At 74.5% G+C, this 18,220-nt stretch carries 13 protein-coding genes; 10 read left to right on the top strand and 3 right to left on the bottom strand.

The window, feature by feature from the left end; translation table 11 throughout:
• Positions 1-82 precede the first annotated feature (82 nt).
• Positions 83-1,198, bottom strand: coding sequence for a hypothetical protein (locus ACRAS8_RS14010; protein ID WP_438486354.1), 1,116 nt, complete (start codon positions 1,196-1,198; stop codon positions 83-85).
• 249 nt (positions 1,199-1,447) lie between these two features.
• Here ACRAS8_RS14010 and ACRAS8_RS14005 point away from each other — a divergent pair, with 249 nt between their 5' ends.
• The 7 genes from ACRAS8_RS14005 to sucD all read left to right on the top strand — a co-directional run bounded on the left by ACRAS8_RS14005 (position 1,448) and on the right by sucD (position 11,682).
• A complete protein-coding gene (locus ACRAS8_RS14005) occupies positions 1,448-2,596 on the top strand; it encodes an ATP-binding protein (RefSeq protein WP_438486352.1) in 1,149 nt (382 codons plus the stop codon).
• Positions 2,593-5,181 carry a DUF5682 family protein gene (locus ACRAS8_RS14000; RefSeq protein ID WP_438486350.1) on the top strand — a complete coding sequence of 863 codons (2,589 nt, stop codon included), beginning with the start codon at positions 2,593-2,595 and terminating at the stop codon, positions 5,179-5,181. The genes ACRAS8_RS14005 and ACRAS8_RS14000 overlap by 4 nt, the downstream gene beginning before the upstream one ends.
• Positions 5,178-6,359 carry a VWA domain-containing protein gene (locus tag ACRAS8_RS13995; RefSeq protein ID WP_438486348.1) on the top strand — a complete coding sequence of 394 codons (1,182 nt, stop codon included), beginning with the start codon at positions 5,178-5,180 and terminating at the stop codon, positions 6,357-6,359. Before ACRAS8_RS14000 ends, ACRAS8_RS13995 begins: the two co-directional genes overlap by 4 nt.
• Positions 6,360-6,493: 134 nt before the next feature.
• A complete protein-coding gene (locus tag ACRAS8_RS13990; protein ID WP_438486346.1) occupies positions 6,494-7,384 on the top strand; it encodes a hypothetical protein in 891 nt (296 codons plus the stop codon).
• A 91-nt stretch (positions 7,385-7,475) separates the two neighbouring features.
• Positions 7,476-8,591, top strand: coding sequence for a hypothetical protein (locus ACRAS8_RS13985; RefSeq protein ID WP_438486344.1), 1,116 nt, complete (start codon positions 7,476-7,478; stop codon positions 8,589-8,591).
• 1,006 nt (positions 8,592-9,597) lie between these two features.
• Positions 9,598-10,776 (top strand): ADP-forming succinate--CoA ligase subunit beta, encoded by a 1,179-nt coding sequence (sucC, locus tag ACRAS8_RS13980; RefSeq protein WP_438486343.1) that lies wholly within the window; start codon positions 9,598-9,600, stop codon positions 10,774-10,776.
• 21 nt (positions 10,777-10,797) lie between these two features.
• Positions 10,798-11,682, top strand: coding sequence for a succinate--CoA ligase subunit alpha (gene sucD, locus ACRAS8_RS13975; RefSeq protein WP_438486341.1), 885 nt, complete (start codon positions 10,798-10,800; stop codon positions 11,680-11,682).
• A gap of 120 nt (positions 11,683-11,802) precedes the next feature.
• Here the strand turns inward: sucD and ACRAS8_RS13970 are convergent, their stop codons facing one another.
• Positions 11,803-12,843: a hypothetical protein gene (locus tag ACRAS8_RS13970; RefSeq protein ID WP_438486339.1), complete on the bottom strand. Its 1,041-nt coding sequence runs from the start codon at positions 12,841-12,843 to the stop codon at positions 11,803-11,805.
• 97 nt (positions 12,844-12,940) lie between these two features.
• Between ACRAS8_RS13970 and ACRAS8_RS13965 the strand changes: the two genes are divergently transcribed.
• Positions 12,941-14,656: a cell division protein PerM gene (locus tag ACRAS8_RS13965; protein WP_438486337.1), complete on the top strand. Its 1,716-nt coding sequence runs from the start codon at positions 12,941-12,943 to the stop codon at positions 14,654-14,656.
• 37 nt (positions 14,657-14,693) lie between these two features.
• On the opposite strand, the gene ACRAS8_RS13960 is transcribed toward ACRAS8_RS13965, so the two are convergent.
• Complete coding sequence (locus ACRAS8_RS13960) at positions 14,694-15,638, bottom strand: hypothetical protein (protein ID WP_438486335.1); 945 nt, start codon at positions 15,636-15,638, stop codon at positions 14,694-14,696.
• 334 nt (positions 15,639-15,972) lie between these two features.
• Here ACRAS8_RS13960 and purN point away from each other — a divergent pair, with 334 nt between their 5' ends.
• Both purN and purH read left to right on the top strand, forming a co-directional pair.
• Entirely contained in the window at positions 15,973-16,617 is a 645-nt protein-coding gene (gene purN, locus ACRAS8_RS13955) for a phosphoribosylglycinamide formyltransferase (protein WP_438486333.1), read from the top strand.
• Entirely contained in the window at positions 16,614-18,200 is a 1,587-nt protein-coding gene (gene purH, locus ACRAS8_RS13950; protein WP_438486331.1) for a bifunctional phosphoribosylaminoimidazolecarboxamide formyltransferase/IMP cyclohydrolase, read from the top strand. The genes purN and purH overlap by 4 nt, the downstream gene beginning before the upstream one ends.
• The last annotated feature ends 20 nt before the right edge of the window (positions 18,201-18,220 follow it).

The raw sequence follows: 18,220 nt of genomic DNA, 5'->3' as shown, positions 1-18,220 counted from the left end.
CATGCTCTGCCTCCGGGGGAGGGTGGTGCGCGGATGGGACCCGGCGCGGCGGGTGGTGGGCCGTTACGCGTCACGCCGCGGGTCACAGGGGCAGCGGCACCGGTGACGGGTCCCAGGCCGTCAGCGGCAGGAAGCCCCGGTGGCCGCAGGTGCCGAAGACCGTGACCGGCGCGCCGCCCGATATGGCCGCCAGCTGCCACAGAGCCGTACGGCCCAGGCAGCGCGGGTCCAGGGGAAGCGCGGACTCGCCGTCGGCGTCGGCCAGTTGCCAGCAGCGGCCCTCCCCGTCCGGTATGGGCGTGACGTCGGTGAGCACCACCGGCCAGGAGCCCAGCCACGGGTCGTCGCGCAGCGCGTGGCCGTACGCGGCCAGGGCGGCGTCGATGCCGCAACCGGGCGGGACCGGTCCCGGGGTTGCGGGGGAATGCCGCTCGCCAAGGGCGACGCGCAGCGGCCGGGCGCCCGGGTAGTAGGCCAGGTCGGCGTCGAGCAGCAGGCCGGGTGGCAGGGTCACCTCCAGGGGGCGGTGCGGGCCGCCGAAGGAAAGGTGCAGCGCCATCCGGCCGGTCCGCTCGCCGCGGAGGAAGATCCGGCGGCTGGTCAACGCACCGTCCTCGCCGTCCTGTTGGGCGAGCACGAGCCAGCGGTCCCGGATGGTCACCGAGTCCGGGTCGGACAGGACGTCCGCGGCCTCCGTGGTCAGGCCGACCCGGGCGCGGACCGTCGCCGCCAGCGGGGCCGGGAGTCGTTCGAGCCCCAGGAATGCCTGGTCGAGGAGGTGCAGCAGGGCACACTCCTCCAGCAGACGGGACGGCCAGTCCGGGCCGGAGGAGGTAAGGCCACCCAACTCCCGTACTCGGGAGGCGAGCCCGGGCGCCTGGGCATCGACCATGCGGGCGGCGGTCTCCTCCCAGGAGTCCGGCCCGGCCACGTCGGCTCTGTCCGGGCCCATGGGGGAGCCCATGAGGGAGCCCATGGGGGAGATGCCGCCGGTGACGCGGCCGCTCGCCGCGAGACCGGAGTGCAGGAGATCCTCCAGCCGCTGCTCCAACTCCGTGGCACCGGCACCGATCCGCTGCATGCGGCGGGCCGCGCGCCGGCGGGCCGCAGCGAGCCTTTCGCCCGCGGCGCGCGAGGCCCCGTCCGGAGCCTGCGCGAGCACCTCGTCCGTCGTCCCGCGTTCTTCCTGCAGATTCATCCGATCCCCCTGCGGACTTCCGTCGACCCCTGTCGAACCCCTGTCGAAGCTCTGCCGTCGAACCCCTGCGGATTCGCTGTCTTCGACGCTACGACGCGCCACTGACAATCGCCCTCGGCCGACATCAACTCCGCAGGTCAGGACCGGTTTTCGGGGGATTGTCAGTGGTCTGGTGCAGGCTTGGAACCGCAAGCGGCCGGCGGGTTCCGCGCGGGGTGCCGGCCGCACATCGTGCGACGAGGGGGAAGCATGAGCGAGTACGGCAACACGACAGGGCAGAACGGCAACACGGCAGATGACCGGACGCGCCCCGCGGCCGGGGACGTACTCCGACCGCACGCCGAAGTCGCCTTCGCGAAGGAGCTGGCGGCGCTCGCGGCGGCCGACGACCGGCCCCGGCCGGAGCGCTGGCGGCTCTCACCGTGGGCGGTCGCGACGTATCTGCTCGGCGGCACGCTCGGCGACGGCACGGTCGTCACACCCAAGTACGTCGGCCCGCGGCGGATCATCGAGGTCGCGGTGACGACCCTCGCCACCGACCGCGCGCTGCTGCTGCTCGGCGTGCCCGGCACCGCCAAGACCTGGGTCTCGGAGCACCTCGCGGCGGCGGTCAGCGGCGACTCCACCCTGCTGGTCCAGGGCACCGCCGGCACCCCGGAAGAAGCGATCCGCTACGGCTGGAACTACGCCCAGCTGCTCGCCCACGGCCCCACCCCCGACGCCCTGGTGCCCGGCCCCGTGATGCGGGCGATGGCGCAGGGCATGACCGCGCGGGTGGAGGAGCTGACCCGGATCCCGGCCGATGTCCAGGACGCCCTCATCACCATCCTGTCGGAGAAGAGCCTGCCGATACCGGAGCTGGGCCAGGAGGTGCAGGCCGTCCGCGGCTTCAACCTGATCGCCACGGCCAACGACCGCGACCGCGGGGTCAACGACCTCTCCAGCGCGCTGCGCCGCCGCTTCAACACCGTCGTGCTGCCGCTGCCCGCCACACCGGAGGAGGAGGTGGACATCGTCACCCGGCGCGTCGGGCAGATCGGGCGCTCGCTCCAACTCCCTTCGGCACCCGGGGGGATGGAGGAGATCCGCCGGGTGGTGACGGTGTTCCGTGAGCTGCGGGGCGGCGTCACGGCCGACGGCCGCACCAAACTCAAGTCGCCGACGGGCACCCTCTCCACGGCCGAGGCGATCTCGGTGGTCACCAACGGCCTTGCTCTGGCCACCCACTTCGGGGACGGCGTGCTGCGCCCCGGGGACGTGGCCGCCGGCATCCTCGGCGCGGTGGTCCGCGATCCGGCCGCGGACCGTGTCATCTGGCAGGAGTATCTGGAGAGCGTGGTGCGCGAGCGCGACGGCTGGAAGGACTTCTACCGCGCCTGCCGGGAGGTGGGCGTATGACCGGCGGAAGCGGAGCGGCGGGGCCGGTGCTGCTGGGGGTGCGGCACCACGGTCCGGGTTCGGCGCGGGCGGTGCGGGCCGCGCTGGAGCAGTGCGCACCCCGCGCGGTGCTGATCGAGGGGCCACCGGAGGCGGACGCCCTGGTGCCGCTGGCCGCCCGTTCGGAGATGCGGCCGCCGGTCGCCCTGCTGGCGCACGCCGTGGACGACCCGGGCCGTGCGGCGTTCTGGCCGCTGGCCGCCTTCTCCCCGGAGTGGGTGGCGCTGCGCTGGGCACTGGAGCACGACGTTCCGGTGCGCTTCATCGACCTCCCGGCGGCGCACTCGCTGGCGATGCCGGAAGGTGAGGTGATGCCGGCCGGGGAGGCCGATGACGTGAAAGGCGGGGAGTCGGGGGCCGCGCGGCTGGATCCGCTGCGGGTGCTCGCCGAGGCCGCCGGGCACGACGAGCCCGAGCGCTGGTGGGAGGACGCGGTCGAGCACCGCGGCGAGCACGGGTCCGACGCGGATGCTCTGGCTCCGTTCGCCGCGCTCGCCGAGGCCATGGGGGAGTTGCGTGCCGCGTACGGCGACGGCGGAGACGAGCGCGACGCGCTGCGGGAGGCCCATATGCGGCTCCGACTCCGGGCCGCGCGGCGGGAGTTCGGTGATCCGGTCGCTGTCGTCTGCGGGGCCTGGCACGTCCCCGCACTGGCCCTCCCGGACGGGCGGCAGCGCTCCGGCCACCACCCCACGGCGGCCCGCGACCGGCAGCGCTCCGGCCCCCACCCCACCGCGGCCGGCGACCGGCAGCTCCTCAAGGGCCTGCCGAAGGTCAGGACGGCACTGAGCTGGGTGCCGTGGACCCACCGGCGGCTCGCCCGGCACAGCGGTTACGGAGCCGGCATCGCCTCACCCGGATGGTACGGCCACCTCTTCGAAGCCCCCGACCGTCCCGTGGAGCGTTGGCTGACCAAGGCCGCCCGGCTGCTCCGCGAGGAGGACTACGCCGTCTCGTCCGCGCATGTCATCGAGGCGGTGCGGCTCGCCGAGGGGCTCGCCGCGGTCCGCGGCCGCCCGCTGGCCGGCCTCGCCGAACTCGACGACGCCGTCCGCGCCGTCATGGGCGACGGCTCCGACGTCCCCGCCGCACTGATCCGCGACCGCCTCGTGATCGGCGACATCCTGGGACGGGTCCCCGAAGACGCCCCGGCCGTCCCCCTCCAACGGGACCTCGACCGCTGCCGTCGTGCGCTGCGGCTCAAGGCCGAGGCGGCCGAGCGGGAGCTGGAGTTGGACCTCCGCAAGGAGACCGACGCCGGCCGCAGCAGGCTGCTGCACCGACTGCGGTTGCTCGGCATCCCCTGGGGGGAGCCGGTCCGCTCCCGGGGCAGCACCGGCACCTTCCGGGAGACCTGGCGGCTGCGCTGGGAGCCGGAGCTCTCGGTACGGGTCGCGGAGGCCGGCATCTGGGGCACGACCGTGCGCGCGGCGGCCACCGTCAAGGCCGCCGCCGACGCCGCGGAGACCGGCACGCTCGCCGAGGTGACCGCGCTCGCCGAGCGCTGTCTGCTCGCCGGGCTGCCCGACGCCCTGCCCGTGGTCATGCGGGCACTGGCGGACCGCGCGGCCCTCGACGCCGACGTCGGCCACCTCGCCCAGGCGCTGCCCGCCCTGGTCCGGTCGGTGCGCTACGGGGACGTCCGCGGCACCGACGCCGCCGGGCTCCGCGCGGTGGCGCTGGGGCTGGCCGGCCAGATCTTCGTCGGCCTGCCCCCGGCCTGTGCGGGCCTCGACGCCGACGGGGCGGCCGAGATGCGCGGCCACCTCGACACCACCCACCAGGCCGTCGGCCTCCTCGCGCAGACCGCGGAGCAGCACGAGGAGAACGGCGGGGCAAACGGCTGGGCAAACGGCGGGATAAGCGGCGAGGCCAGCGGTGGGGCACCGGATCGGACGACGACCGGTGAGGCCCCGCCCGCGCCCCTCCGGGAGCGCTGGGCGGCAGTGCTCCGGGTGCTCGCCGAGCGGGACGCCGTCCCCGGGCTGCTCCGCGGACGGGCCACCCGGTTGCTGCTGGACGACGGACGACTGCCCGGCGAGGGCGCGGAGCGGCTGCTGGCACTCGCCCTCTCGCCCGGCACCCCGCCCGCCGACGCCGCGGGCTGGATCGAGGGATTCGTGGGCGGCCCGGACGGCGGCTTGCTGCTGGTCCACGACGAGCGGCTGCTGGCACTGGTGGACGCCTGGCTGACGCGGGTACCGGACGCCGCGTTCACCGACGTCCTGCCGCTGCTGCGGCGCACGTTCGCCACGTACGACACCGGAGTCCGGCGCAGCATCGGCGAGTTGGTCCGCCGCGGGCCGACCGAGGTATCCCGTCAGCCCGGCAGCACCCCAGCGGAGTCGGCGGTGCCCGGCTTCGGCCCCGGCCTGGACCGCGACCGCGCCGCCGCCGTCCTCCCCACCCTCCGCCTCCTGCTGGGAATACCCGAGCACGGCCACGAAGCCGATGGCGAGGACGCCATCGGGGAAGGCGCGGCTGCCACGGACGGGGCGACCGGCCCGCGACGAAGGGCCAACGAGCTGACGGGGGCGAGGAGATGACGAAGACGACCGACCGGGAAACGGAGCGGCTGCGACGCTGGCGGCTGGTGCTGGGCGGGGCCGGAGCGGACGGCACCGACTGCCAACTGCGCGGCAGGGATGCCGCGATGGACGAGGCACTGGAGACCCTCTACGGACAGCAGCGGCCGGCCCGTGGGGTGCGGCACGATGGCGGGACCCGGGCCGCCGGGCTCGGCGCCTCGGCACCCCAGGTCGCCCGCTGGCTGGGCGACATCCGCGCGTACTTCCCGTCGTCCGTGGTGCGGGTGCTGCAGCGGGACGCCATCGACCGGCTGGGGCTGTCCGCGCTGCTGGTGGAGCCGGAGATGCTGGAGGCCGTCGAGGCCGACGTCCACCTCGTGGGCACCCTGCTCTCCCTGAACAAGGTGATGCCGGAGACCACCAGGGAGACCGCCCGGGCGGTCGTCCGCAAAGTCGTCGCGGAGCTGGAGCAGCGGCTGGTCACCCGCACCCGGGCCACGCTCACCGGGGCGCTGGACCGCGCCGCCCGGACCAGCCGCCCGCGGCGCCGCGCCATCGACTGGGACCGCACCATCCGCGCCAACCTCCGGCACTACCTCCCGGAACACCGCACCGTCGTCCCCGAGCGGCTCATCGGATACGGCCGCGCCGCGCGGTCGGCGACGAAGGACGTGGTGCTCTGCATCGACCAGTCCGGATCGATGGCCGCGTCTGTGGTGTACGCCTCGGTGTTCGGGGCGGTCCTGTCCTCGATGCGGGCCCTCGACACCCGGCTGGTCGTCTTCGACACCGCCGTCACCGACCTGACGGACCACCTGGACGACCCGGTGGAGCTGCTGTTCGGCACCCAGCTCGGCGGCGGTACGGACATCAACCGGGCGCTGGCGTACTGCCAGTCGCGGATCCACCGCCCCGCCGACACCGTCGTCGTCCTCATCAGCGACCTCTACGAGGGTGGGATACGCGACGAGATGCTCAAGCGGGTCGCCGCGATGAAGGCGTCCGGCGTGCAGTTCGTGACCCTGCTCGCACTGTCCGATGAAGGAGCGCCCGCCTACGACCGGGAGCACGCCGCGGCCCTCGCGGCCATGGGGGCACCGGCGTTCGCCTGTACACCCGACCGGTTTCCGGAGGTGATGGCGGCCGCACTGGAGAAGAGGCCGCTGCCCATACCGGACATGGCGGAGCAACAGTGACAGGAAGCCCGGAGGGACTTGCGTGGCACCTGGCGTGTCGTGCAAGGATCAGGGCATCGCTCGATCACCCGTGACGGGTGCGACACCGAGGCGCTGTGCCCGGCTGTCCCCGTCCACATGGGAAGGTCCCCTCCTTGTCCGCTGTGTTCGCCATGCCTGCCGCCGTGCGCCTGCCGCGCACCGTGGCCATGCGGCGCGCACTGCTGGCAGGGCTCTTCCTGATCGGCTTCGTCCTCCTCGGCATCGCCTTCGGCGCCGGCGCACACGCCGCCGACCGGACGCCCGCCGACGGCCACCCGGCCGCACCCGCGCTGACCGGGGCCCAGGCCCCGGAGGGCGCCACCGCCACCCGTCACACCGGCCGACTGCCGGAGTCCGGGGCCGCGTTGGCGCACCAGGGACGGGCGGCAGACGCCGCACTCGCCCGTGGGACCGACACCGCGGCGGCCACCGTCGAGGGCGCGGTGCGCCCCGCCGAGCGGGCTGTCGCACCGGTCACCGGACGGCTCACCGGCCCGGTGGACGAGGTGACCGGCGTGGTCAAGGAGATCGGCGGGATCGGGGACACGGTCGGCGGCGCGCTGCCCGTCCACCTCCCCGTCGGCACGCAGCCGGGTCGGCCCGGCGACGGTGGCACGCCCGCGCACGGCGGGACGCCCGGCGGCGCCCCGGCGGGCCCGGGTGCCGCGCCGACCGGCGACGGCCCGGCCGCCTCGCACCTGTTCCGCCCGGCGCACTGCGGTGACGCGCCGCAGCACCAGGCCGTCACACAGCACCAGCACCGTCCCACGGGGCTTGCGCAGCGCGACGCCGGTCGCCACGGCCTGCCGGGTCAGGGCCCGCAGGGTCCGGCCGCGCCGCCCGCGCACACCACGGGCGACGGCCACGGTCCCCGTGGTGGGGACCAGCACGCCGCCGTTCCGGCGGACTCCCCGCGCTTCCGGCTGCTGCCGGGTGGCGTCCGTACGGCCGATGGCGCCCCGACGCGCCGACGGGCCGAAGAAATCCTCGAATTCCCCGGCTAGGGCAGACCGCTCCGCGTCCGAAAGGACCTGCCGCGCGGGGGCGGCACAGGTCTGCCCGTTGAACCTCCCGAATTCGAAGGACACCACCACCATGCGCACCAACATCCGCCGTTCCATCGCCGTCGCCGCCACCGCCACCGGCCTGTGGGCCCTGGGTTCGGTCGCCGCCAACGCAGCGGAGCTGCCGGCCACGCCGGACCTGCCCGCCGTCGGCACCGTCACCGGTGCGGCCGGGCACCTGCCCACCGGCGCGGTCACCGGCACCGTCCAGAAGACTGCCGGCACGGCCACCGCCACTGTGAACGGCCTGGCCGGCAAGGCGACCGGAGCCCTCGGCGGCGGTGGCGTCTCGGCTGACAAGCTGCCCACCGGCCGGCTTCCGCAGGTCGGCGGCGTCGTGGACGGCGTGCGCAAGCTCGTCGGCGGTGCCGGTCTGTCCGGCCTGAACACCGGTGACGTCCAGAAGGCCGTCGACACCAAGCAGGCCACGAAGGCCGTCAAGCAGGTCACCAAGACCGCCGACCACGCCAACCTGGGCAAGGCCGGCAAGCTGGTGAACGGCAAGCTGCCGGCCGCCCCCGGCGTGCCCGCCGCCAAGCTGCCCGGCGGCCTGCCCAAGGGCCTGCCCGGCGTCCCGGCGCTGCCCAAGGTCCCCGGCCTGCCCAAGGCCCCGGGTTCCGCCGACAACCTGCTGGCCGGTCTCGCCGGTGCGGGGCTGCGCCCCGAGCAGCTGACCAAGCAGGCCCAGGGCGCCCTGGCCACCGCGCGTCCGGTCGTCGACCGCACCGCCGCCGACGTGCTGCCGCCGGTCGCCGGCCGCACGGTCGCCAAGGTCCTGCCGGTCGCCCAGGGCGCCGTCGGCGACGCGGGCATGCTCGCCGGTGACGCCGCCGGCCACGCCACCCCGTTCGTGACCGTCGTCAGCGGCCGCGTCCAGGTCTTCGTGCAGGGCGCCCAGGGCCAGGCGGTGCCGTTCGCGCAGGGCGTCGCCGGTCAGGCCACCGCGCTCGCGCAGGGCGTGGGCGGCGACGCGGTGCCGTTCGGGCAGGGCCTGACCACCGTCGTGGTGACGGACGCCAAGAGCACCGCGACCACCACCGTCACCGGCGCCCGGAGCCTGGCCCCGGCCGTGCCCGCGCACGTCGCCGACCTGACCAACGCCGCCAACATCCCGGCGGTGCCCGCGCTCCCCGTGCAGGGCCTCTGATCCGTCCGGCGGACCGTACGGAGTGCACCGGTGGAACGGCCGCGGCGGCGGCCGGGAAACCGGGGCACGCGGGACGCCGGATGAGGCGGTCGGAGTGATGTGGGGATCGCTGCGCACCGTCCAGTGAAAGACGCCGGGTGGCCCTCTGTGGGGGAGGGCCGCTCGGCTTTTTCGTGGGTGGGGGCGGGGGCGGGCCGGACGGTACGTGCGGTGGGGGCGGGGGCCCGTAGGGGGGAGGGGAACGGATTCCCTAGGGGGTGCGCGGGCCCCCTTCGGGGCCACAACGTGCTGGGGCAGGCGGCGTATTCCCGGGCTGGAGAACGGGAGTTGCCCCGAACGAACGGGACTTGTCACCTAGTTGAACAACGCGTGGCGCTCACAAGGTGTCAACGCAGTTACTTTCACCGGGTGTTGAACCGTCGTGAGGCTCCCCGGGGACCCCCCACGGAGGTACCCCGCAGGCACGTCGCGCGTTCTCCCCCCGAACGACTCCCGGCATTCGCGTTCCCGCAACCGGAACGGGACGGACCGGCAGACCCGGCCGGCTGGTTATCCGGACCCCGGCCAGGCGGTCGTACGGACCCCAGCCCGCCGGTCATCCGCCCCTGTGCCCAAACGACGCCGACGACGGCGCGGCCCCCACCCACCCCAGCCCCCGAACGGCGCACCCCGCCCGATCGCGCGGCAGATGGCGGCGAAGCCTCACACGGAGGCGGTCGGTCCTGTGAAATGTTTCCGACGCGCCGCGGCATCCCTGCGGAAAGGGGGCGGCACCCCACGTTGGCCAAAAGATCTGTGACCGTAATCACCGCCGGAGTGTGATCTGTGATTTAGGGACGCATGTCCAGCGGCGATACGCTGCGAGACGGACATGCCGCGTATCCGGACACCGTGTATACGCCTCCCCTGTGACAGCGCCGTCACGTTGCCCTTCGCGGCACGCCCATCGCAGACGAACGAACCGCGATCACTACGGCGATTCTGAGAAGACAAGGGACGGACGCGCGTGGACCTGTTCGAGTACCAGGCGAGGGACCTCTTCGCCAAGCACGGTGTACCGGTGCTGGCCGGTGAAGTCATCGACACGCCTGAGGCGGCGCGCGAGGTGACCGAGCGGCTGGGCGGCAAGTCTGTCGTCAAGGCGCAGGTCAAGGTCGGCGGCCGCGGCAAGGCCGGCGGCGTCAAGCTGGCCGCCACCCCGGACGAGGCCGTCGCGCGCGCGACGGACATCCTGGGCATGGACATCAAGGGCCACACGGTCCACAAGGTGATGATCGCCGAGACGGCCCCGGAGATCGCCGAGGAGTACTACGTCTCCTACCTCCTCGACCGCACCAACCGCACCTTCCTGGCCATGGCCTCGGTCGCGGGCGGCATGGACATCGAGGAGGTCGCCGCGACGACCCCCGAGAAGCTCGCCAAGGTCCCGGTCGACGCCAACGAGGGCGTCTCCATCGAGAAGGCCCGCGAGATCGTCGCCCAGGCGCAGTTCCCGGCGGACGTCGCCGAGAAGGTCGCCGAGGTCATGGTCACCCTGTGGCAGACCTTCGTGAAGGAGGACGCCCTCCTCGTCGAGGTGAACCCGCTGGCCAAGGTCGCCTCCGGTGACGTCCTCGCCCTCGACGGCAAGGTCTCCCTGGACGCCAACGCCGAGTTCCGTCAGCCGGGTCACGAGGCCCTGGAGGACAAGGCCGCGGCCAACCCGCTGGAGGCCGCCGCCAAGGCCAAGGGCCTGAACTACGTCAAGCTCGACGGCCAGGTCGGCATCATCGGCAACGGCGCGGGTCTCGTCATGAGCACCCTGGACGTCGTCGCCTACGCCGGTGAGAACCACGGTGGCGTCAAGCCCGCCAACTTCCTCGACATCGGCGGCGGCGCCTCCGCCGAGGTCATGGCCAACGGCCTGGAGATCATCCTCGGCGACCCGGACGTCAAGTCGGTGTTCGTCAACGTCTTCGGCGGCATCACCGCCTGCGACGAGGTCGCCAACGGCATCGTGCAGGCCCTGGAACTGCTGAAGTCCAAGGGCGAGAACGTCACCAAGCCGCTGGTCGTCCGCCTCGACGGCAACAACGCCGAGCTGGGTCGCAAGATCCTCTCGGACGCCAACCACCCGCTGGTGCAGCGCGTGGACACGATGGATGGCGCGGCCGACAAGGCCGCCGAGCTGGCCGCGGCCAAGTAAGGGACGAGGACTCCAACAACCATGGCTATCTTCCTCACCAAGGACAGCAAGGTCATCGTCCAGGGGATGACCGGCGCCACCGGCATGAAGCACACCAAGCTGATGCTCGGTGACGGCACCAACATCGTGGGCGGCGTGAACCCGCGCAAGGCGGGCACCGAGGTCGACTTCGACGGCACGTCCGTCCCGGTCTTCGGCTCCGTCAAGGAGGCGATGGAGAAGACGGGCGCCAACGTCTCCGTCCTCTTCGTCCCGCCGGCCTTCGCCAAGGCCGCCGTCGTCGAGGCCATCGACGCCGAGATCCCGCTGGCCGTCGTCATCACCGAGGGCATCGCGGTGCACGACTCCGCCGCCTTCTGGGCGTACGCCAAGGCCAAGGGCAACAAGACCCGGATCATCGGCCCGAACTGCCCCGGCCTGATCACCCCGGGCCAGTCCAACGCCGGCATCATCCCGGGCGACATCACCAAGCCCGGCCGCATCGGCCTGGTGTCGAAGTCCGGCACGCTGACCTACCAGATGATGTACGAGCTGCGGGACATCGGCTTCTCGTCGGCCGTCGGCATCGGTGGCGACCCGGTCATCGGCACCACCCACATCGACGCCCTGGAGGCGTTCGAGGCCGACCCCGACACCGACCTGATCGTGATGATCGGTGAGATCGGCGGCGACGCCGAGGAGCGGGCCGCCGACTTCATCAAGAAGAACGTCACCAAGCCGGTCGTCGGCTACGTGGCGGGCTTCACCGCGCCCGAGGGCAAGACGATGGGCCACGCCGGCGCCATCGTGTCCGGCTCGTCCGGCACCGCCCAGGCGAAGAAGGAGGCCCTGGAGGCCGCGGGCGTGAAGGTCGGCAAGACCCCGTCCGAGACCGCGCTGCTGGCCCGCAAGATCCTGGGCGGCTGAACCGCGCGCCCGTCCGCGTACCGCCGCGGCGGCACCGTATGACGGCCGTGGGCCCGCACCCGGAAAGGGGTGCGGGCCCACGGCCGTTCCGCGTCCGGCGGGCGCCGGGGCGTGCCCCGTTCACCGGGCGTCGGGGGTGAGCCGGGCGCCGTTCAGCAGCGCCCGGTGGCGGCGGGCGAGGTGCCCGCCCTTCCGGTGGTGCTGTTGTCGTGGCCGGTCCGCCTGCTGGGCCGCCGGGGGCGCCGCCGCCGGCCCCGGTGCCGCGGACGGGGCGGCCACCGCCGGGCGCCGCGGCGGCGGCCGGTAGCCGTCCGGCGTCCCCAGCGACACCGCCAGCGCCGCCACCGCCAGCAGCCCGGCCGCCCCGAACCCCGTACGGGTGGTCAGCCGGGCTCGCCGCTCCGCCCCGGTCCGCACCTCCCGCGCCGGCGGCACCACCACCGGGCGCAGCGCCGCCAGCGCGCCCAGCCGCGCGTGCAGTACCGCGCCCTGCCGGTCCGGCGGCAGCCCCTTCAGCCCCAGCTCCGGCAGCCGCTCGGCCAGGCACTCCCGGGCGTGCGTCAGCCGCCCGGTCGCCGCCGGCGTACTGGCCTCCACCTCCGCCGCGGTCTCGTGCAGCCCCAACCCGACCCCGTCGTGCAGCAGCAGCGCCCGGCGGTACGGGACGGGCAGCGCCAGCACCGCGGTCAGCAGCGCATGGTCCTCCGGCGCGGCCGGCGGCGGCGCGGGCGTCCCGGGCCCGGGACGCTCGGCGGGCCGCAGCCCGGGGAACAGCCGCCGCCACGGCGCCAGCGCGTACTCGTACGCGGCCGCCCGCACCCACCCCACCGGGTCCGGGTCCGCCACCACTTCCGGCCACCGCTGCCAGGCCGTCTGGAACGCCCGCTCGACGGCCCGCCGGGCGAGCCGGGCCCGTCCGGTGAGCAACAGCGCCTGCCGGACCAACGGCCCGGCGTGCGCACCGTACAGCGCGTCGAAAGCAGCTGACGGGTCGGAAGAAACTGACGGGCAGTCAACTAAGGCTTTTTCGCTGGATTCTGACGGAACGTCGGAATCGGTGACGGGGGTGGCGGCGGAGGCGGTGACGGAAGCGGTGAGGGGTGTGGTGTCGTGCGGGGCGTCGGGGGTGGCCGGGGGCTGCCGCCGGTCGTGCTCGCTCATACCGGAAGTCTGGAAACGCGGGCGGTGGAGCGCGCGCGACACGTCGGACAGATGCCCGGTACGTGGCGGAAAGGGGTGTTATTGGCAGCATGATCGTGTGAGCCAGTTGACCGAACGCGGCACCCCGCTGTCCTCGCACGGCCGGACCGCCGCGCAGCGCTCGTCCGCGATCGCCGCCGCCGCCGTCAGCGGGGTGACCGCCGCCGGACTCGGCCTCGGCGCGCTCGCGGTCGCCGTCCTGCTGCTCTGGGTCGCCTCCCCGTACCCCGACAGCGGCCCCTCCCGGGCGCTGCACCTGGCCGCCGGGCTCTGGTTCATGGCGCACGGCGGCGGCCTGGTCCGCGAGACGACGCTGTCCGGCACCCCGACGCCCCTCGCGGTGACCCCTCTGCTGCTCTGCGTCCTCCCCGTCTGGCTGCTCCACCGCGCCGCCCGGGACACCCTGGCCACCGCCGCCGACCAGCGCCGCGACGACGGCACCGCGGTCGCCCCGCGCACCCTGCTCGGCGCCCTGTTCGCCGGATACCTGCTGGTCGCCGCCGCCGCGCTGGTCTACGCCTCGACCGGCCGGCTGACCGCGGCGCCGCTCTCCGCGCTGCTCGCCGTCCCCGGCACCGCCGCCGCCACGCTCGGCGCGACCGCCTGGCGCCTGCTCGGCCGGGACGCCGCGACGCTGCTGCCGGCGCGGGTGCCGCGCGCCTTCCGGGCGCTGCCCGACGCCCTCCGCTCCGCCCTCACCGGCCCCCGCCTCGACACCGCCCTGCGCGCGGCCGGCGCCGCGACCCTCGCACTGCTCGCCTCCGGCACCGCCCTCGTCCTCCTCGGACTGGCCCTGCACCCGGGGCGGTTCGCCGACGACCTGGGGCAGCTCGCCCCCGACTGGGAGGGCCGCTGCACGGTGCTGCTGCTCTGCCTCGCCCTGCTCCCCAACGCGGCCGTCTGGGGCGCCGCCTACGGACTCGGGCCCGGCTTCACCGTCGGCGCGGGCACCGCAGTCGGACCGCTGGCCACCTCGCCGCGCCCCCCGCTGCCGCACTTCCCGCTGCTCAGCGGCCTGCCGGCCCCGGGCCCCGGCACCTGGTGGCAGCTGGCGCCGGCACTGGTGGTGCCGGTGTCCGCGGTGGTGCTGTTGGCCCGGTACGCGGCCGGGGACGGCCACCGCTCCTGGGGGCGAACCGCCGGCACGGCCGCCGTGGCGGCGGTCCTGTGCGGGGTGGCGATGGGGGTGCTCGGCGGACTTGCCGGTGGGGCGCTGGGCGAGGGCGCGCTCGCGTCGTTCGGGCCCGCCGGGTGGCTGACCGGCCCCGTGGCGGCGGGCTGGGTGGCGCTGGCCGGGGTGCCCGGGACGCTGGGGCTGCGCGCCTGGCGGCAGGTCGAGCGGCGGGCGGTCGAGAGCCACGGCTCGGCTCTACGCGCTCTGCCCGCCCTCCTGTTCCGCCGCGGCCGGGCGTCGAGCCCGGAGTCGCCCCCGGAGCTGACCCCTGATCCGAGTGGGGAGTCGAGCCCGGGGCCGAACGGGGAGCCGGGTCCGGCGCCGGACCCGACGACGCCGGACCTGACGACGGCGGCCTCGACACCGGACCCGACGACCCCGGACCCGACGGCGCCGAGCGAGGAGCCGAGCGGGGGAGAGCCGAGCGGGGGAGAGCCGAGCCGGGAGAGCAGGGGCGTACGGCGAGCGGGCCGAACGGCCGGCCGGTGGACCGGCCGCATCCGGGCCCGCCGGGACAAGAGCGGCAGGGACAAGAACGGCCGGGACAAGAACGGCCAGGGCAAGAACGGCCGGGGCGGCGACGAGGAGACCGCGGCCTGAGGGCGCCCGCAGAGGCGCGCCCGCTCCCTGCCGTTCCCTACTGTTGTTGCTGTTCCTGCTGGCTGAGCAGCGGCCGGAGTTGGGGCGGCAGGAGCCGCTCGCAGGACTTGCTCGCCGCCTGGGTCAGCGCGTCGTTCACGCAGGTGAAGTAGTCGCGGTAGACGACCTGCACGGTGAACGTCGCGGCCACCATCATCAGCGCCAGCGAGGCGGTCACCAGGCCGGCGATCGCGGCGGTGGTCTGCGGCCGGGTCGCCGCGGCCGGTGCGCCGCCGGGCCGGCCCGGCGGGGGTGGGGTGCCGCCGGGCGGACGCCCCTCCAGGGCCGCGGCGGTCGTCTTCTTCGGTTCGGCCTTGCCGCGCAGCGCGCTGATACCCCAGTAGAGGGCGAGCGCACCCAGCAGCAGCGCCACCTCGGGCAGGCTGAAGAGCACGAAGAAGAACGCCCACATCCCGGCCAGCAGGGCGTAGCGGGCCCGCCGCTGGAGCGGGTCGGTGGGGTCCCAGCGCAGCCCGCCGGGGCCGCCGCCCGGCCCTCCGGGTCCGCCGGGACCGCCGGGGCCTCCCTGGCCGCCGCCCCGGCCCGGCCGGGTGCCGAACCCGCCGCCCTGGCGGCCCGGTTGGCGGCTGCTCCACTGGCTGCCCCAGGCCGGCGGCTGGTCCTGCGGCCGCTGCTCCTCGTTGCCGTCACCCTCACGGTCGCCGTCACCGTCGCCGTTGCCCTGCCCCCGTCCGATGAGGTGGGGGCGCGGGCGCCACTCCTGGTCGGGGGTGCCGGCCGGCGGCGGCGCGAACGGGTTGTCCTCCCGGCCGGAGGAGGACGGGCCCGGGCCACCGGCGGACGGTGAGTCCGGGGCGGACGACGACTTGCGCTCGCGCGGCAGGAGGACCACCCCCGGGGCGGTGGCGGGCCGGGGGCGGTCCCAACCGGCGATACCCGGGGGAGGGAGGAGGAGAGCCGCGCGGCGGCGTCGGTCCGGCATCTGGAGTGAGTCTTCCCCTTGTCGCGGGCGTCCGTCCGGCGGGTGGGCCGGGCGGGCGGTCACCATGAACTGCATGCGTTCTTCCGCCCGACGCTACCTCCCGTGCCCGCCCCCGTCCCGCGGGGGCCGCGCGGTGTGCCGGTATCGTTGCTGACGGTCGGCGCCTTCGTAGGGTTCCCCGGATTCGCGAAACCCCTCGCTTTGTACGACCGCACAAGGACCGCGCACCAAGATCGCGCACAAAGACCACAGAGCCCCCGTACAGCACTCCAGCCCCAGCCCCAGCCCAGCCTCAGACCCAGCCCCGCAAGACCTGGCGAGAAAGACCCCCACCGTGGCCTCCTCCTCTCTTCCCGCTCGCGCCACCCCGGCCCGCATCGTGGTACTCGTCTCCGGTTCGGGCACCAACCTCCAGGCGCTGCTCGATGCCATCGCCGAGGAGGGCGCCGCCGCGTACGGCGCCGAGATCGTGGCCGTGGGCGCCGACCGCGCCGGGATCGCCGGCCTGGAGCGCGCCGAGCGGGCCGGGCTGCCGACGTTCGTCTGCCGGGTCAGGGACTACCCGGACCGCGCGGCCTGGGACGCGGCGCTCACCGAGGCGACCGCCGCGCACGCCCCCGACCTGGTGGTCTCGGCCGGCTTCATGAAGATCCTCGGCAAGGACTTCCTGGCCCGTTTCGGCGGCCGGACGGTCAACACCCACCCGGCGCTGCTGCCCAGCTTTCCCGGTGCCCACGGTGTGCGCGACGCGCTCGCGTACGGCGCGAAGGTCACCGGCTGCACCGTCCACCTCGTCGACGACGGCGTCGACACCGGCCCGATCATCGCCCAGGGCGTGGTCGAGGTCCGGGAGGAGGACGACGAATCCGCGCTGCATGAGCGCATCAAGGAAGTCGAGCGCTCGCTGCTCGTCGAGGTCGTGGGGCGTCTGGCCCGCCACGGCTACCACATAGAGGGACGAAAGGTACGTATCCCGTGACCGCCACCGAAGGCATCGCCACCGAAGGTACGCAACGGCCCATCCGCCGCGCCCTGGTCAGCGTCTACGACAAGTCCGGGCTGGAGGAGCTGGCCCAGGGGCTGCACGCGGCGGGCGTCCAGCTGGTCTCGACCGGGTCGACGGCCGCGCGGATCGCCGCCGCCGGGGTGCCGGTCACCAAGGTCGAGGAGCTCACCGGCTTCCCCGAGTGCCTCGACGGCCGGGTCAAGACCCTGCACCCCAGGGTCCACGCCGGCATCCTCGCCGACCTGCGCCTTCCGTCGCACCGCGAGCAGCTCGCCGAGCTGGGCGTGGAGCCGTTCGACCTGGTCGTCGTCAACCTCTACCCGTTCCGCGAGACCGTCGCCTCGGGCGCCTCGCCGGACGAGTGCGTCGAGCAGATCGACATCGGCGGTCCTTCCATGGTCCGCGCCGCCGCCAAGAACCACCCCTCGGTCGCCGTGGTCACCAGCCCCGAGCGCTACGCCGACGTCCTCGCGGCCGTCAACGGCGGCGGGTTCGACCTGGCCGCCCGCAAGCGCCTGGCCGCCGAGGCGTTCCAGCACACCGCCGCCTACGACGTGGCCGTCGCCTCCTGGATGACCAACGTGTACGCGCCGGAGGAGGGCGGGGCCGAGCTGCCCGAGTTCCTCGGCGGGACCTGGGAGCGCCGCAACACCCTGCGCTACGGCGAGAACCCGCATCAGGCCGCCGCCCTCTACGTCGACGGCCGGCCGGGCGGCATCGCCAACGCCGAGCAGCTGCACGGCAAGGAGATGTCCTTCAACAACTACGTGGACACCGAGGCCGCCCGCCGCGCCGCCTACGACCACGACGAGCCCTGCGTGGCGATCATCAAGCACGCCAATCCGTGCGGCATCGCCATCGGCGCGGACGTCGCCGAGGCGCACCGCAAGGCGCACGCCTGCGACCCGCTGTCCGCGTTCGGCGGCGTGATCGCGGTCAACCGCCCGGTGACCGTCGCCCTCGCCGAGCAGGTCGCGGAGATCTTCACCGAGGTCATCGCCGCCCCGGCGTACGAGGACGGCGCGGTCGAGATCCTCGCCCGCAAGAAGAACCTCCGCGTCCTCAAGGTCGACGGCACCCCGCACCAGCCGGGTGACCTCAAGCTGCTCTCGGGCGGTGCGGTGCTCCAGGACACCGACGTCTTCCAGGCCGAGGGCGACGACCCGGCGACCTGGACCCTGGCCACCGGAGAGGCGCTGTCCGCCGGCGAGTTGGCCGAGCTGGCCTTCGCCTGGAAGGCGTGCCGGGCCGTCAAGTCCAACGCGATCCTGCTCGCCAAGGACGGCGCCTCGGTCGGCGTCGGCATGGGCCAGGTCAACCGCGTCGACTCCTGCAAGCTCGCCGTGGAGCGCGCGGGCGAGGAGCGGGCGCGCGGCTCCTACGCGGCGTCCGACGCGTTCTTCCCGTTCCCCGACGGCCCGGAGATCCTCATCGGCGCCGGGGTGCGGGCGATCGTCCAGCCGGGCGGCTCGATCCGTGACGAGCAGGTCGTCGAGGCCGCCGAGAAGGCCGGCGTGACGATGTACTTCACCGGCACCCGGCACTTCTTCCACTGACCCGGATTCCACTGACCCGG

This window comes from Streptomyces sp. S186, assembly GCF_051603415.1.
Classification (GTDB): domain Bacteria; phylum Actinomycetota; class Actinomycetes; order Streptomycetales; family Streptomycetaceae; genus Streptomyces.
The sequence above is the reverse complement of the archived record's forward strand: the minus strand, read 5'-3'. Positions and strand labels throughout refer to the sequence as shown.